Below are 16640 nucleotides of genomic sequence, written 5' to 3' on the forward strand. Positions count from 1 at the left end.
ACAGCATCCCCCCCACCCCCATCATGAAACGCGGCATGGACGTGGGGGATATTCATATGCTTTATCGCGCGCTGCTACGGCGGCGCATGATGGTCATGGCGGTGATCATGGGGCTGATCATATGTTCCGTGACACTGGATTTCGCACTTGGCCCATCAGGACTGTCGCCCGCGCGGCTGCTGCATATCCTGCTGCATCCCGGTGATGCCCCTGCGGGCGAAAACGTCATCGTCTGGCAGATCCGCCTGCCTTATGCCCTGATGGCGATATGCGTGGGCGCGGCCCTGGGCCTGTCAGGGGCGGAAATGCAGACCATCCTTGCCAACCCGCTGGCCAGCCCCTTCACGCTGGGCGTATCCGCGGCAGCGGCGTTCGGGGCGTCACTTGCAATCATCCTGCAATGGCATATCCCCGGCGTGCCGGAAACATGGATCATTTCCACCGATGCGTTCCTTTTCTCCATCGGGTCGGTATTCCTGCTCGACCTTGTGTCGCGCCTGCGTGGGTCAGGCACGGGAACGGTTGTCCTTTTCGGCATCGCGCTGGTGTTCATGTTTCACGCCCTTGTCTCCCTCCTGCAGTTCATCGCCAGCGAAGACGCGCTGCAGGATCTCGTGTTCTGGACGATGGGCAGCCTGACGCGTGCAACATGGCCCAAGATCGGCATCCTTGCCACGGCATGCATCCTGATCGCGCCGCTGTCATTTCGTGCGGCATGGCGGCTGACTGTACTGCGCATGGGCGAAGAACGTGCGGCAAGCCTTGGGGTTGATATCCCGCGCGTACGGCGCGCGGCCCTGCTGCGTATCAGCATCCTGTCCGCGCTGGCGGTCTCCTTTGTCGGGACGATCGGTTTCATCGGGCTGGTCGCGCCGCATATCGCACGCCGGCTGCTGGGTGAGGATCATCGTTTCTACCTGCCGGGCAGCATGCTTGTGGGGTGCCTGATCATGTCGCTTTCCTCCGTCGCGGCGCGCAACATCATCCCTGGTGTCATCATTCCCACCGGCATTGTCACGGCCTTGGTGGGGATTCCCTTTTTCCTGACGATCGTATTACGCCGGCAGGGCCTGTCATGACCGAAACCGGATTGCGTGCGCGGCACGTCAGCGTGAATTACGCCCGCCGTACCGTGCTGCATGACCTCAATCCCGCCCCGTTTCCACGCGGTCGGGTATGCGCCCTGCTTGGGCCGAACGGCAGCGGGAAATCAACATTCCTGCGCGCGGTTGCGGGGATCGTGCCATCACCCGCGATCATTACGTTAAACGGTATGGAACTGTCGCGCATGCCGCTGGCGCAGCGCACCCGCCATTGCATCTATCTGCCGCAGGCGCTGCCCGCTCCGGTTCACCTTCAGGTTCTGGAATCCCTGATCGCCGCGCATCACGTCAACGGCATGCCAGGGGTGGCCGATACAAACATCATTGACGAAGCCCTTGAAATACTCGCCACCTTCGGGATTGAGGACCTCGCCATGCGCTACATGGACGAACTGTCCGGCGGGCAGAGGCAACTTGTAGGACTGGCGCAGGCGATGGGACGACATCCCGATGCCCTGCTGCTTGATGAACCGCTCAGTGCGCTGGACCTGCATCACCAGTTTTCGGTCATGAAGATCATACATCAGGCAACCATCACGCGGGGTCTTGTAACGATGGTCGTGCTGCATGACCTTAATATCGCCGCACGCATGACCGATGACGCCATTGTCATGCGCGATGGGCGCCTGATTGCCGCCGGCCCCACCCGCACGGTCATTTCGCCCGAACTTTTGCAACAGACCTATGGCATTCATGCACGTGTCGAAACCTGTTCGCGCGGCGAACCCTTTATCATGGTGGACGGCACCATCGACTGATGATGTCTCTTTGCGCATGATCCCCTGACAGGGACAATCACATGATTTCGGGTCTCATGATTTTTGAAAGATACCTGAAATTTTTCTGATGTATCGGGACCATAAAGGGGCGTGCGCAGATAGGATCGCGCCATTCCCTGCTGCACACCCCATGCGCATGCACACAGATTTGTTATCGCATTTCCCCTGCCCCATCCGGTTCTTTTACCGGGTTTCGCCGTTCTGAGCCTATCGACCGATTGCCCCGCTTCCTATGGGAACCCGGCATGCCGATAAGGCGCCCGCAACCGCCCGGCATGGATCGGCATGCCCATAGCGGCGGTACACCGTTGCCTCTCAACACCGCCCGCCCCTGCCGCGGCACAGGAAAAACGGCCATGACGCAGCATCTTCCCACCCTTTGCGCCGGGCATGATGCCGACAGCAGGCTTGCGGCCCTGGTGGCGGGACGACTGGATGATCCTTTTGCATTCCTCGGCCGACATTGCGGCGATGGAGATGACATCATCCGCGTTTTCATGCCCGGCGCCCGGACGGTCACACTTCTCAATGCCGCCCCCGCGCGCGCAACGGGCCGTCACGCACATCTGACACAATGGCCGATGGAACAGGCCCACCCCGGCGGCGTCTTCATCGGCCATATTCCCACCGGCACCCCCTATCGCCTGCGTGTGGCATGGGACGATGGCATGCAGGAGACCGAGGACGCCTATGCCTTTGGCCCGCTTTTGGGGGATTTCGACCTTCACCTGATTTCCCATGGCGAACATCAGGACCTGTATCGCGTTCTGGGCGCGCATGTCATGGATATTGATGGCGTCGCAGGCGTGCGCTTTGCCGTTTGGGCACCCAATGCGCGCCATGTCTCGGTCGTGGGAAATTTCAATATGTGGGACGGTCGCCGCCATCCCATGCGGCTGCGCCATGACCATGGGATATGGGAACTGTTCATCCCGCGGATCGGCGCGGGCGAAGCCTATAAGTTCGAGATATGCGACGCACAGGGACGGTTACTGCCGTTGAAGGCCGATCCGCTGGCTTTCGCCGCAGAAGTCGCGCCTGCTACGGCCTCCATCGTTGTGCCGTCCATAGATTTCGACTGGTCGGACGACGCATGGATGCGCACCCGCGGCGCACGACAGGACATCGCAGCCCCTGTCAGCATTTACGAGGTCCATGCAGGTTCATGGCGTCATACACAGGCAGGACATGTGAACTGGGATGAACTGCGCCTGACATTACTGCCCTATGTGCTGGAAATGGGGTTCACCCATATCGAACTGTTGCCAATCGCGGAATATCCCTTTGGCGGATCATGGGGATACCAGCCGCTTGGCCTGTTCGCGCCATCCGCCCGGTTTGGTCCCCCTGATTGCTTCGCCCGGTTCGTCAATGCCTGCCACATGGCGGGGGTTGGCATCATCCTGGACTGGGTGCCGGCACATTTTCCCACAGACCCGCATGGACTGGCACGTTTTGATGGCAGCGCCCTTTATGAACATGCGGACCCACGCGAAGGATATCATCCTGACTGGAACACGCTGATCTATAACAACGGGCGGCGCGAAGTCAGTGGCTTCCTGATCGCCAGCGCCCTGTTCTGGCTGCGCCAGTATCATATCGACGCCCTGCGTGTGGATGCCGTAGCCTCCATGCTGTATCGCGATTACAGCCGTGGCACCGGCGCATGGGTACCCAATATTTACGGCGGGCGCGAAAACCTTGAAACCATTGCTTTTCTACGTCACCTGAACGCAACAATCGCCGTGCGTTGCCCCGGGGCGATCACGATTGCAGAGGAATCAACCCAATGGCCGGGCGTCACACGCGCGGTAAGCGAGGGCGGCCTTGGCTTTACCTTCAAATGGAACATGGGGTGGATGCACGATACACTGGATTATATGGGACAGGACCCGATGTACCGGCGTTATCATCATAATGAAATGACGTTCGGGCTGCTTTATGGGTTTTCGGAACATTTCATCCTTCCCCTTTCCCATGATGAAGTCGTACATGGCAAAGGCTCCCTCCTGCGGCGTATGCCCGGTGATACATGGCAAAAACATGCCAACCTGCGCGCATATCTTGCATTCATGTGGGGCCATCCGGGTAAGAAACTGCTGTTCATGGGGGGCGAACTGGCGCAGCAGGAGGAATGGAACCACGCGGCACAGCTTGCATGGCAGCAAATGGAAACGCCCGAAGGAAATGGCGTCCGCCGCCTTGTCCAGGACCTCAACCACCTGTACCGCACCTGTCCTGCGCTTCATTTATGGGACAGCCGACCCGAAGGATTCGTGTGGCTGATCGGCGATGACCGCGAAAACTCGGTCTTTGCATGGGCGCGCCAGGCAGCACATGGCCCCATGGTCATGATCGTGTGCAACATGACCCCCGTGCCCCGTCATGGATACCGTATTGGCGTACCACATGCGGGAACATGGCGGGAAATCCTCAATACCGATGCCAGCCTGTATGGCGGTTCGAATATGGGGAATTACGGCGTCATACAGGCATGTCCCGATGCCGCGCATGGGCATGCCTGTTCCGTTACGGTGTCGCTGCCCCCATTGGGCACGCTGTTTTTCCAGCATGAAGGCGACAGAACCATCTGAATATTTACATTTTCAGAAGAATAACCACGACATACATTCCGTTTTCTGAAATGAATTTACACAAGTTCAAACAGCAGAACCGAACGCGCCACCACGCAATAGGAAGCACCGGCTGTAAAGACCGGTTCCTTGTCTTCCTCCGGCTGCGTCACATGCGTATCCAGCAACACGCGCCAGTGCTGTTCCGATACGGATGGCAGAACGAACTGCACATCTTCATGCCATGAATTGAACACCAGCAGCAGGGTTGCATCTTCCCCGCGCTTCATGAGCCCGGTCCTGCGTGCCCGTCCATCCAGCATCAGGCCAAGGCAGCGTGTCACATCCCAGTCAGCAACGACCATTTCATTGCCCGATGCATTAACCCATGTCAGCTCCTTTATATCCAGTTCGCTGTTATAGGCTTCTGTCAGAAACCGCCCACGCCGCAGGATGGGAAACCGCCTGCGCAATGCGGCAAGATACGAAACAAACCGTACAAGCGCCCCGTTACGTTCCAGAAGCGACCAGTCCACCCACGAAATATCGTTATCCTGACAATAGGCATTATTGTTCCCCTGCTGTGTGCGTCCGAATTCATCGCCCGCCAGAAGCATCGGCGTTCCCTGTGACAACAGCAGGGTCGCCAGCATGTTGCGCATCTGGCGTTCCCTGATTCCAAGGATCTGCGGATCGGACGTGGGGCCTTCCACGCCATAATTGCTAGAATTATTGTCCGATGAACCGTCGCGGTTCTCCTCTGCGTTTGCATCGTTATGCTTGTCATTGTACGAAACGCAGTCATTAAGCGTGAACCCGTCATGGGCCGTAATGAAATTGACGCACGACCATGGCTTGCGCCCCTGATGGTCAAACAGGTCCGGGCTACCAAGAAGACGCGGGGACAGACGGCTTGCCAATTGCGTACCTTTCCAGTATTCGCGGACATCATCGCGAAACCGGTCGTTCCATTCGGCCCAGCCGGGCGGGAACGCCCCCACCTGGTATCCGCCGGGGCCACAATCCCATGGTTCGGCAATCATCTTGACCGTCTCCAGCGTCGGGTCCTGTGAACAAGATTTGAGAAAACCGGACTGATTGTCAAAACCATTGGGTTCACGCGCCAATATGGTCCCAAGGTCAAAGCGAAAACCATCGACATGCATTTCATCAGCCCAATAACGCAGGCTGTCTGTCACCATCTGTATGACACGCCGGTGCGACAGGTTGACGGTATTTCCCGTGCCCGTATCATTCACATAATATCGTGGCCGATCTGTAACGAGGCGGTAGTACGAAACATTGTCGATCCCCCGGAACGATAATGTCGGGCCAAGTTCGTTGCCTTCGGCAGTGTGGTTGTAGACGACATCAAGTATGACCTCCAACCCGGCATCATGAATCTGCGAGACCATTTCCTTGAACTCCCGCAAGGATTGCGCACGGTCAGATGCATATCGGGGATCAGGTGCAAAAAAACCTATGGTGTTGTATCCCCAGTAATTGCACAACCCTTTCTTCAGGAGATGATCGTCACTGATGAAACTGTGTACGGGCAAAAGCTCGACTGACGTTACGCCAAGGGATTTTATATATTCCAGCACCTCACGCACCGCCATCGCGGCATAGGTCCCGCGCAGCCCCTCGGGAACAAGTGGATGCTTTTTCGTATATCCCTTGACATGGGCTTCATAAATAACCGTCTGGTCCCATGGAAGCGGATTGCGTCCCGATTGTCCACGCCAGTCGAAATTCGGATCTATGACCACACATTTCGGAACAAAGGGGGCACTGTCGCGGGTATCGAAACTAAGGTCCGCATCACGATGCCCGATTGTATAACCAAAAAGCGCCTCATCCCATTTCAGATCCCCCAGATGCGCACGTGCATATGGATCGAGCAGCAACTTGTTCGGGTTGAAGCGATGCCCCACGTCCGGCTCGTACGGCCCATACACGCGATACCCATAAAACTGTCCCGGGCGCACATCAGCGACCCAGCCATGAAAGATCTGGTCGGTATATTCCGGCAGGGTAATCCGTTCGACTTCCTTTTCCCCACGTTCATCAAACAGACAGAGTTCCACTTTATGGGCATGGGCGGAAAAGAGGGCAAAATTGACTCCTTTCCCATCCCATGTCGCCCCACGGGGATAAGGAGAACCTTCGCGCAAACGTGGATTAAGCGGATTGGCCATCACAATTCCCTGCCCTGCAAATCATGCCTTATCCGGGCTAACCCATCATGCGCACAACAGTTGCGATACGACCTGTTCAGGTGATCGTCATGCCATCTGCAAGCATCTGAAGTAAAACCTGATGCTTTATTCATTTACTTCCGAAAAAGAGTCTTTTCAGAGCATATCCCAAGTCATGGGGATATTTTTTGTGCATTGCAAAAAACTTATAGGTTATTTAATTTATTTGACTGGGGTGTTTTTTTTGATACGATCCCATCCAATCATAAAAAAAGAAAAACAATACTATGCCTGACATCTCATTGCAGTTCCCGGATCTTCCCACGCCCCACGCTGGCAGTCCCCATGCGTCCTGCCCCACCCAATCGGGGCAGACCCCGTCTGGAATAAACAAGGAGAACGCAGTATTCACACCATGACACGCCCCCGCATAATGGGGGCGATATGGGACATACATAATCCCTTATAAAACCTGACAATAATAAAAAAAAAGAACTGTCATGGTCATGCAAAAGACACCGTACATCTTTCGCACGGGCGCGCGGTCGCCCTGTGCGCTGCCTGCGTTCATATGTTCCATCCTGGCAACAGTTGCGGGAATTGCCCTGCCGCATCCCGCACAGTCACAGCCAATTACAGACACCACGGTATCACGCGCGCCAATCACAACGACCTTACCACCAAAGCATGAAAATGCCGAGGAGTACGGCCCCACCCCACGCAGCATCCAGCGCCCGCCCAACACCCCGATTCCCCCAAGCGGGGTGCCACTGATCCCCACGGCAGGGCTTGCCCCCCTCAGCGTGGCCCCCATCAACAGTCCAGGGGACAAGACATCGTTCCATAAGATCGAACTTGATGCGCTCAGCCATCATGAAGGGCCTTCCGGCATGCTTCCGGCCTCGCTTGATGCATTGCGTGATACCGACCTCGAAGATCCTTATTATGTCCCAACGGCAGGCACCGGCCACCTTGTCCCGCAACTCAAGGGAGTGAGGTCCACACTGCTTAACCACGGTGTCAGCTTTGCTTTTACCTACAAGGGAGAGGCTATGGGCGTCATTGATGGCGGTGTGCAGCGTGGAATGAGTTATGTCCATGAATTGACCGGGCAGGTCAACTTCGACCTTGAAAAGATGGCGAACCTGACGGGATGGTCAGTCCACACATTGGTCATGGAACGCGCCGGCCGTGCCGTCAGCCATGACCGGGTGGGGGAATATTACGTCAACCTGCAGGAGGTTTACGGCCTGTCGGGACATATGGTCGCACATCTGGTTGATTTCTATGCGGAAAAAAAGCTGCTGAACAACCACCTCGACATCACGTTCGGACGTATGGCGCTGACACATGTGTTCGCAACTTCGCCATTACTGTGTTCATTCATGGTGACATGTTCCGCCCCTGTCGCCCTGAAACTCGATCCAGGCTTCAGCGTCTATCCCAAGGCCACCTGGGGGTCACGCCTGCGCCTGCGCCCCACACGCGATACAGCAATCCAGTTTGGCGCATATGAGGTCAGTCCCCTCGCCAGCAATCCCAGCGGCTGGGCATGGGGCAGCGAACCCGCGACCGGCCTGATGCTGCCGGTTGAATTCACGTGGCAGCCGTTCCTGACACGCAACCGCCTGCCGGGACATTATGTCCTGGGTTATGCCCACGACACCACACGTTATCCCGATCAGATCGGTGTCAGCCTGCCTGCCGCCCTGCGTGCCCAGGCCGGGCGGCAACGTTCTGCCCCGATGGATATGTTCTGGTTTGAAGGCGACCAGATGATCTATCGCCGGGGTGGGCGCAACCAGATGGCGGGTGGATACCTGATGGCGGGATATATCCATAATACCCCGCATGTGACATCCATTGCGGATGAAGCATATGGCGGCCTGTCATTCGCGGCGGTCATCCCGTCACGCATGACGGACCGGCTGGGTATCATGTATTCATGGTATCATGTCAGCCATCGCAAGGAAGAAGGCCAGACCATGATCCAGAATGCTGGCTATTCCCTCGGCACCGCCGTGCGCGGACCACAGACCAGTTCGCATATCATCGAGGCCTATTACGCAATCGACGCCGCACCCGGCGTCCTGGTCCAACCTGAGTTTGAATACATGATCCATCCAGGTGAAACCCGCCACATCCCTAACGCAGCACTCGTCGGCCTGAAAGTAATCGCAAACCTGTAAGTGTCTATTGGAAACAATAATTTGATTTACAATAAATTTCCTGATGTGTCGCCCCAATCCAAAAAGGCGACACTCCTTGATATTTTACGCATGACTCCGTCACCAGAGATTTTATGACCATCTTTAACTTTTTTCATTCATGGGCACATTTTGTCACAAATCGAACACAACAGGATAAAATCAGACAAATATTTGACATAAACCAGAAAAAGACAGGAAATATATTCCCGTATATAACTTTTTTATGGAAAGTTTCAGTGCAGGGAAAATAAAATTCTGGAATCGCGCTTTCTTTGCGCCCCTGATTCTTGCCTTTGTCATGACAACCCTGCTTGGTGCATGTTCCGTTGGTCCCCACTATCACCCGGAACACGCTTTCCTACCCGCGCATTATCACGAAGATGATACCCGCGACCCGGATTTCCGTCCACAGGAACTGGTCCAGTGGTGGCAACAGTTCCATGATCCCATCCTTGATCGCCTGGTCTCGCTTGCCTTTGATTACAATCACGATATCCGCGCCACGGCGCAACGTGTCCTGATTGCCCATGCGCTGCGTGATATTGAGGCATCACAATGGTATCCACAGATTGATTTCAGCAGCCTTAATGGCGACCTGATGAAATCGACAAGCCTGTCGAATTCCATGCCGCATGTGGATGACCTGCCGCGTGATCCACATGCCTCTTTGCTGTCTTACGGATTTGGAGCAAGCTGGCAGATCGACCTGTTTGGACGCATACGCCACCAGGTTGATGCCCGCGACCGGGCCGTTGAACAGGCACAGGAGAACCGGCACGCCATCATGCTGACTGTGCTTGCGGAGGTGGCACGCAACTATATGACATTACGGGGCACGCAACACCGCCTGAACATCATCAATCAGCATATCGTCACGGCCGGACATCTATATGACCGCGCCATACGCCTTCAACAAGCCGGGGTGGGCAATACGCTGCATGTCGCACAGACGGCATCGCTGCTCCACACACAACAGTCACAACGCGCGGCGCTGTGCAAGACGATCAGCCAGAGCATACATACACTGGAAATCCTGGTCGGGCGCATTCCGGGCGCATTGCGCGCGGAACTGACCACCACCGTGCCATTGCCACGCGTGCCGCCTGCCCCACGGACATTGCCGGTCCGCCTGCTGCGACATCGGCCCGACATACGCCGGGCGGAACGGATCTATGCCCAGGCAACGGATGATATCGGGACCGAGGTGGCCGGTATGTATCCGAATATCGTGATCCCGATGACATATACACCCAACGCCTCCACCGTTTCACAACTGTTTGCGGCCGGGGCGCAGGCGTGGCAGGCGCTTGCCATGACATCACTGCCTCTTGGGCATGGGGGACAGCAGCAGGCACGGGTAAGGTCGGCACAGGCCATCGCCGAAGCAGGGCGACTGCATTACCATCAGCAGATTCTGACCGCCCTGCGGGAGGTAGAGGACGCCATCGTCGCATGGAATGGCAAGAAAACCCATGTACACCTGCTGCATCAGGCGGCATTGCAAAGCCGTCTTGCCAACCTGCGCAGCCGCAGACTTTACGAGGCCGGGATTTCAGATCTTCTGAACGTTCTGGAAACAGAGCAGTCCGCCCTGCGGGCCGAGGATACTGAATTATGCGCCCATATTGACTGGCTCCACCGGACGGTTGACCTGCATGTCGCGCTAGGCAGTGGATGGGAAAGCCGTATCTGAGCCTGTATTTTTCATATCCCAATGTAATGCAGACATTGTGCGACGCACAATTTATATCGTAATTTTATTGTAATTACTTAAATACAAACATTAATACTTGACATCCATAAGCATTTTTCAGATGTTTTTGCACGGCCACTAAAAACAAAAAAGACGGTCAGCATGAAACAAGCCTGTTTGCTTCTCCTCCCTTTCGTGGGCCTGTTATGGGTTCCACTATATAACCGAACGGACCCGGTTCTGTTCGGTTTCCCATTTTTTTACTGGTATCAACTGGCATGGGTGCCCGTCACCTCGGTGCTGATCTGGTGCGCATGGAAAACGGGGAAACGCTCATGAATACGACACCCTTACCCGGCGCGGCCGGAATTGGCGTTTTCATCTTCTTTTTCGTCGCCACCATCGTACTCGGCACCACCGTGCGCCTGTGGCGCCCACTGCTGCAACGGGGGCGGACACGTCCCACCACGGGGGGAAACGATGAATGGGGCCTTGGTGGTCGCGCATTTGGCCCATGGATCACATGGTTCCTGGTCGGGGGGGATTTCTATACCGCCTATACGGTCATCGCCGTTCCTGCCCTTGTCTATTCAACCGGGGCCTATGGCTTTTTCGCCCTGCCTTATACCATCATCGTCTATCCGTTCATTTTCGCCGTCATGCCACGACTGTGGACGATCGCGCGTAATGGCGGCCATTCCACGGCGGCAGACGTGGTGCGTGCACGTTTCAACAGCCGCACTCTGGAACTTGCCATCGCCCTGAGCGGCCTGGTCGCAGTCCTGCCTTACATCGCGCTGCAATTGATCGGCATCCGCACCGTAATCGAGGCGCTGGGTTTTTCCGGCACCCTGCCATTGGTCTTCGCCTTTGTCTCTCTTGCAGCCTATACATGGCTTGGGGGTCTGCATGCGCCCGCCCTGACGGCATTCATCAAAGATGTCATGATCTATATCGCGGTCCTTGCCGCCGTTACGATCGTGCCTATGTATCTGGGCGGATATGGACACATGTTTTCTGTTGCGGCGCAGCACCTGCCTGCAACAACAAACGGGCAACCGCTATCATCATCTCAGGTCATTCCTTACGCATCGCTGGCCCTTTCTTCCGCCTTTGCCGCATTCTTATATCCCCACACACTGACTGGTATCCTTGCGGCAAAATCCGCCGATACCATCCGGCAGAACGCTGTCTTCCTGCCGATCTATACAATTGTGCTGGGCCTGATCGCCATGCTTGGCCTGATGGCACATGCGGCGGGTATCGTGACCTCCTCATCCTCTCAGGTTGTGCCGCAGCTTTTCCTTGCGATCTTCCCGTCATGGTTTGCAGGGTTCTGCTTTGCCGCCATCGCCATCGGGGCACTGGTGCCCGCATCAGTCATGGCGATCGGCGCAGCCAACCTGATTATGCACAATATCCTGACCGGTCATAAGAATTCGGTTGCAGGGGCACGAATGGCAGGCTTTGGCATCAAGGTAGGTGCATTGCTGTGTGTCCTGTTCCTGAACGCCAAATTTGCAATCGACCTGCAGCTTCTGGGCGGAGTGATAATCCTGCAAACTTTCCCGGCGCTGGTACTGGGATTGCTGCCACTGCGTATGCCTGCGCCCGCATTGATCGCGGGGTGGGTCATCGGGTCGGTTGTTGGGTTGTGGTTATGCTGGCTTGACGGGTTGAAGCCACTACACACGATTGGCACGGGCACGATGACGGTTGCCGTCTCCACTGGCCTGCTGGCACTTGTAATAAATATTGTCGTGACGCTGGGCTGTTCTATGGCCATGCGCGCACTGCGTGTCCCTGCATCACCAATGGCACTCCCTGCCGAACCGCAGGGGAAATGATCCAGCCAAGGCGGGAGATCATTTCTCCCGCCTTTAAATGAGAAAGGATCATTCCAGGGCATCGCTTTTTACAAAATGGAATGCCCGATTTTTTATACTGCATAAATATATGAAATAGGAGGGTTTCAGACCATTTTCTATTGATTATTTATTCAGGACTTTCCCCTGCCATCTTCACCGGTATCTGCACCTCTATGAAGATGATTTGAAAACAATAGAATTCATAAGAAAATATTTTATATATTACCTTGTTTTTGCAATAATTTCATATAATTGAAGGTAATTTATAATTCCAATAGCTTACTGATTTTCTTCATTCAGGCAACCTGTTGCCTGATCCTCCCAATACCAGCAGGAACCGACCGGATATACTATTTTATCCAAGGCATCCTGCCCCACATAAAATATATCACCATAAGAGAAATCACGCTTATGCGGATTTCGGCAAACGATCTACTTACCCCTTGGCAAGCAACAGATATTTTCGAATAAATTTTACAATAGCCTGAAATAATCTGTCAATTACGATAGAAGTGACACGATACACAAAGATATCGCATACACGCCAATTCAGGGCTTCCAGATTGGATGTCTTGACCCAAAAAAACGTAAGACACCAACATCACAGCCAGTATGTATCAGGAGGATAGTGCCAATAGAAAACTTGACAGCAAGCACATCTGCATCAAATCTATGCTTATTCAACACTACTTATATATTATTACAACAGGCACAAAAAAGGGGCGCCAGAGCACCCCTTTTTCCCATGGCAATCAGACAACCTGCAGGTTTGCTGCCGACGTCTTGCCATTACGACCTGTTTCCAGTTCGTAGGACACTTTCTGACCTTCGTTCAGACCATGCAGGCCTGCGCGCTCCACGGCGCTAATATGGACGAAAACGTCTGCTGTGCCGTCATCCGCCTCAAGAAAGCCAAAACCCTTTTGGGCGTTGAACCATTTAACTGTGCCTGTAGCCATGACAGGACTCCTATATAACCCGGCAGCCATGCGACCTTGCATGGATTAAAACCCTTCATTTGCGGAGAAACCGAACAGTGCCGATTGGACACATAGTAGCTTTACCGTGGCAGAAAAGTTCAGCCGTGGGCCTTACATAAATCAAGGCGCTTTCAAATGCACGGTTTTTATTATTCCAGACACAGAATATTTCATGCCTGCGCCGGGAATAAGGATCAAATCCGGCTACAGGGGACTGTAAAAAATAACTTTTTTTGTCAATATATGAACTTTCATCCGCCAGAGAATCAGCCATCAAGGTGAATAAGATCGCATGACCACATATCAGACCCGGTCCAGAAGGTGAAAGTCCTGCCAGTCGCTTTCCCTATCTGCACATGCTTTCTCCCGAGGGGAAGAATGCCGACACCGCACCATCCCAATCACCACCCAGGACCGGCAGGGGAAGCATATCCAAAATCAGGCTCGGTAATTAAATTTTATATATAATATATATTTAATTTTTAATTATATATGGATAAAATACCTATTGAGATGGGAAATAAATACCATCCCACAATCAGGAAAATAAAATAATTTATTGCATATCAGGCTAGCATTTTCAGGCATGCGGTTTACAGCCCATCTCTGCGATAACGCATGCCGCCTGTGTGGCACGCTGAATGAAGGCCCGCATTTATGTCCACGGACAGGCTGAACCTTGCTGTCGGGACGGAACGTGGAACATGCGTCATTCTATGGATATTGCTTGTCAGGATGGGGCCTCCGCCAATCGGTTGCAACGGACATCAATAATACAGGGCGTCCTTACGCCCATGATCCAGCACATTGCCATCATGGCGATCCTGCTGCTTTCACTTGCGGGCCTCCATGGTGTCGCCCATGCGCAGGACACTGCCCCTGGTCTCGATAACGGTGCTTCTGCCCCCGGCATTAGCCGTGAGCAGGCGCAACAGGTATTGTCGGTCATCAACGATCCTGAAAAGCGGGCTGCGTTTGAAAATACGCTCTCTGCCCTTGTATCCCAGTTGCCGCCCCCATCCTCCCCTCACCACGCATCCCCCTCGCCCACCGCTACGGATACCCTTTCCGTCCAACCCGATAGCCTGGGTAGCGACTTTGTGCAGGACATGTCGTCCCTGCGCGATCGCCTGCTGCTACAGGCCCAGCATTTCGTCGCCCTGTTTGGGGATCTTGTCTTTGTTGCGCACTGGACACACACGGTATTCGCCGACCAGCAATCACGCGGCATCATGCTTGATGCAGTGGGACGGGCGACGTTTATCCTGCTGATTGCCCTGATGGCAGAACATGTCATCTCCCTCCTGCTACGTCGCCCGCTCAAAAGTGTTACGGCACGTGCCATCGCTACCGAACATCGCCTTGCCATGACGGCATCCCCGGCCACCCCACAGGCCATGAATGATATGGATGCACAACAGGCCCAGCAACAGGATGCACAGGCGCAGCACGCCACATTACGCCTGCTGGCGCGCGTGCCATATTCCCTTCTGCATCTTTTGATAAAACTGCTACCGGTGGGGCTGTTCCTTGCATTGGGTTATGCTTTTGCCTCCCTTCTGACCACTACGCACCAGGCGGCACTTGTCACGATCACACTAACAAACGCCTATGTCGTCGCGCGCGTAGTGTATCTGCTGATGGAAACGCTGTTCGTTCCGCATTCGCCCGCCATCCGCCTGTGCAACGCCTCCGACCAGACGGCCTTCATGGTGACGCGCTGGCTCAATTTCCTTGTGGCGGCCCCTTCGGTTGTGGTCTGCCTGTCCACACTTGGTGGCGTATTTGACATGCCCGCACGTGGGACAGAAGCGATCATTCGCACTGTGGTCCTGGTGGAACACGTGCTTGTAGCAATTTTTACATGGCGGGTACGCATGCATGTGGCGGCCGCCCTGCAACCGTCCGAACGTCTGCGCAAACAGCCATTCTGGATGTTCATGGGGCGGATCGTCTATCTGTGGTGGGTCCCGGCGATGTTCTTCAACTTCGCATTATGGCTGATCTGGGCAACACATATCAGCGGGGGATATGAATGGATCATCCGCACGGTCATCCTGACGACACTTGTCATCATCCTGTCGCGGCTGTTTTCATTATTGGCCTATAACCTGCAAAATCGTCTATTTCATATCTCTCCCACGCTGGAGGCACGCTATCCCGGCCTACAGGCACGCGTGAACCATTATTACCCCATTGCGCGCAAAACACTGGCTTTCCTGCTTTCTTTCGTGACCATGGTGCTTTTCCTGCAATCCCTGGGGCTGCCGGCCATCCATTTTTTCCTGCATGGACGGCTTGGAACCAAGATCATTGCCGCACTCCTGACGGTCCTTGTCGCCTATACGATTGCGATCATCGTATGGGAAGGCGTCAATGCGGCACTTCAGAAACAGATCGACCATTTCGATGCCACCGCACAGGAAGGCCGCGCCAGTCGCCTGCGCACCGTCCTGCCCATTATCAAGACGGTGCTACTGGCGATCATTGTTATCATTGTGGCAGTGACCACACTGTCGCAGATCGGGATCAATGTCGCTCCACTGCTGACAGGGGCGGGGATCATGGGCGCGGCCATCGCCTTTGGCGCGCAGAGCCTGGTCAAGGACTTCATCACCGGGTTCTTCATGCTGGCGGAAAATGCGGTGCAGGTGGGGGATTGGGTTACGGCAAGCGGTATTTCCGGCACCGTCGAACATCTGTCGATCCGCACGTTGCGCCTGCGTTCGGTCAATGGAGACCTGCATATCATCCCATTTTCCGAAGTCTCCTCCATCGCCAATACATCACGCGATTATAACCTTGTGGTCACGAATTTCATGATCGACCTGAGCGAAGACCCGCAGCGTGTTGCCACGATCCTGCATGAGGAACTCGAAGAACTGCGCAAAACCACGCGCTACGGACACCTGATCCTGACGGAATTCTCCTTCCTCGGGATCGAGCAGGCAGATGGCAACGGGGCCAATTTCCTTGGGGCTTTCCGCACGACGCCCGGATCGAAATGGACGGTCTATCGTGCTTATTACAGCAGGCTTGCAGTCAGGATGAACAAGGAAGGAATAAAATTCCCAACACCCAGCAACATCAATCTTCTGGCTAACGTACCCGGGACTTCGGCACTGGATATCCACCTGAAGGACACCACGCCTCCAATATCTGGACAGAAAGCAGGACCACAGGCGGTTCCCCCGCAGACCGCCTGAACACCGCGCATCTCCGTCACCCTGCCTTGC

10 protein-coding genes are annotated in these 16640 nt (G+C 54.9%); 8 read left to right on the forward strand and 2 right to left on the reverse strand.

Annotated features, from left to right (window positions below; translation table 11 throughout):
* Positions 1–23 precede the first annotated feature (23 nt).
* The 3 genes from IFJ82_RS10360 to glgB all read left to right on the forward strand — a co-directional run bounded on the left by IFJ82_RS10360 (position 24) and on the right by glgB (position 4476).
* Positions 24–1079: a FecCD family ABC transporter permease gene (locus tag IFJ82_RS10360; RefSeq protein ID WP_075595414.1), complete on the forward strand. Its 1056-nt coding sequence runs from the start codon at positions 24–26 to the stop codon at positions 1077–1079.
* Positions 1076–1861, forward strand: a complete 786-nt coding sequence (locus IFJ82_RS10365) for an ABC transporter ATP-binding protein (RefSeq protein ID WP_075595365.1) — start codon at positions 1076–1078, stop codon at positions 1859–1861. Before IFJ82_RS10360 ends, IFJ82_RS10365 begins: the two co-directional genes overlap by 4 nt.
* A gap of 377 nt (positions 1862–2238) precedes the next feature.
* Positions 2239–4476 (forward strand): 1,4-alpha-glucan branching protein GlgB, encoded by a 2238-nt coding sequence (glgB, locus tag IFJ82_RS10370; protein WP_192264459.1) that lies wholly within the window; start codon positions 2239–2241, stop codon positions 4474–4476.
* A gap of 56 nt (positions 4477–4532) precedes the next feature.
* Here glgB and glgX read toward each other — a convergent pair whose 3' ends face one another.
* Positions 4533–6653: a glycogen debranching protein GlgX gene (glgX, locus tag IFJ82_RS10375; protein ID WP_003619371.1), complete on the reverse strand. Its 2121-nt coding sequence runs from the start codon at positions 6651–6653 to the stop codon at positions 4533–4535.
* A 500-nt stretch (positions 6654–7153) separates the two neighbouring features.
* Here glgX and IFJ82_RS10380 point away from each other — a divergent pair, with 500 nt between their 5' ends.
* From IFJ82_RS10380 to IFJ82_RS10395, 4 genes are all read left to right on the forward strand, one after another.
* Positions 7154–8842, forward strand: coding sequence for a carbohydrate porin (locus tag IFJ82_RS10380; protein ID WP_192264462.1), 1689 nt, complete (start codon positions 7154–7156; stop codon positions 8840–8842).
* A 319-nt stretch (positions 8843–9161) separates the two neighbouring features.
* A complete protein-coding gene (locus tag IFJ82_RS10385; protein ID WP_192264465.1) occupies positions 9162–10556 on the forward strand; it encodes an efflux transporter outer membrane subunit in 1395 nt (464 codons plus the stop codon).
* Between the two features lie 162 nt (positions 10557–10718).
* Entirely contained in the window at positions 10719–10895 is a 177-nt protein-coding gene (locus tag IFJ82_RS10390) for a DUF3311 domain-containing protein (RefSeq protein ID WP_075595412.1), read from the forward strand.
* Positions 10892–12403, forward strand: coding sequence for a sodium:solute symporter family protein (locus IFJ82_RS10395; protein ID WP_062809958.1), 1512 nt, complete (start codon positions 10892–10894; stop codon positions 12401–12403). Before IFJ82_RS10390 ends, IFJ82_RS10395 begins: the two co-directional genes overlap by 4 nt.
* A gap of 773 nt (positions 12404–13176) precedes the next feature.
* Here the strand turns inward: IFJ82_RS10395 and IFJ82_RS10400 are convergent.
* Positions 13177–13383, reverse strand: a complete 207-nt coding sequence (locus IFJ82_RS10400) for a cold-shock protein (RefSeq protein WP_003619363.1) — start codon at positions 13381–13383, stop codon at positions 13177–13179.
* Between the two features lie 815 nt (positions 13384–14198).
* Between IFJ82_RS10400 and IFJ82_RS10405 the strand changes: the two genes are divergently transcribed.
* Positions 14199–16610: a mechanosensitive ion channel family protein gene (locus IFJ82_RS10405; protein ID WP_192264467.1), complete on the forward strand. Its 2412-nt coding sequence runs from the start codon at positions 14199–14201 to the stop codon at positions 16608–16610.
* Positions 16611–16640 lie beyond the last annotated feature (30 nt).

This window comes from Novacetimonas hansenii (genome assembly GCF_014843995.1).
Lineage (GTDB): Bacteria > Pseudomonadota > Alphaproteobacteria > Acetobacterales > Acetobacteraceae > Novacetimonas > Novacetimonas hansenii.

Bases quoted from the DNA above. Each gene is read 5' to 3' on its own strand.
- IFJ82_RS10390 (WP_075595412.1), top strand. From the start codon at position 10,719: ATGAAACAAGCCTGTTTGCTTCTCCTCCCTTTCGTGGGCCTGTTATGG.
- IFJ82_RS10360 (WP_075595414.1), top strand. From the start codon at position 24: ATGAAACGCGGCATGGACGTGGGGGATATTCATATGCTTTATCGCGCG.
- IFJ82_RS10400 (WP_003619363.1), bottom strand. From the start codon at position 13,383: ATGGCTACAGGCACAGTTAAATGGTTCAACGCCCAAAAGGGTTTTGGC.
- IFJ82_RS10395 (WP_062809958.1), top strand. From the start codon at position 10,892: ATGAATACGACACCCTTACCCGGCGCGGCCGGAATTGGCGTTTTCATC.
- IFJ82_RS10380 (WP_192264462.1), top strand. From the start codon at position 7,154: ATGGTCATGCAAAAGACACCGTACATCTTTCGCACGGGCGCGCGGTCG.
- IFJ82_RS10385 (WP_192264465.1), top strand. From the start codon at position 9,162: ATGACAACCCTGCTTGGTGCATGTTCCGTTGGTCCCCACTATCACCCG.
- glgX (WP_003619371.1), bottom strand. From the start codon at position 6,653: ATGGCCAATCCGCTTAATCCACGTTTGCGCGAAGGTTCTCCTTATCCC.
- glgB (WP_192264459.1), top strand. From the start codon at position 2,239: ATGACGCAGCATCTTCCCACCCTTTGCGCCGGGCATGATGCCGACAGC.
- IFJ82_RS10405 (WP_192264467.1), top strand. From the start codon at position 14,199: ATGATCCAGCACATTGCCATCATGGCGATCCTGCTGCTTTCACTTGCG.
- IFJ82_RS10365 (WP_075595365.1), top strand. From the start codon at position 1,076: ATGACCGAAACCGGATTGCGTGCGCGGCACGTCAGCGTGAATTACGCC.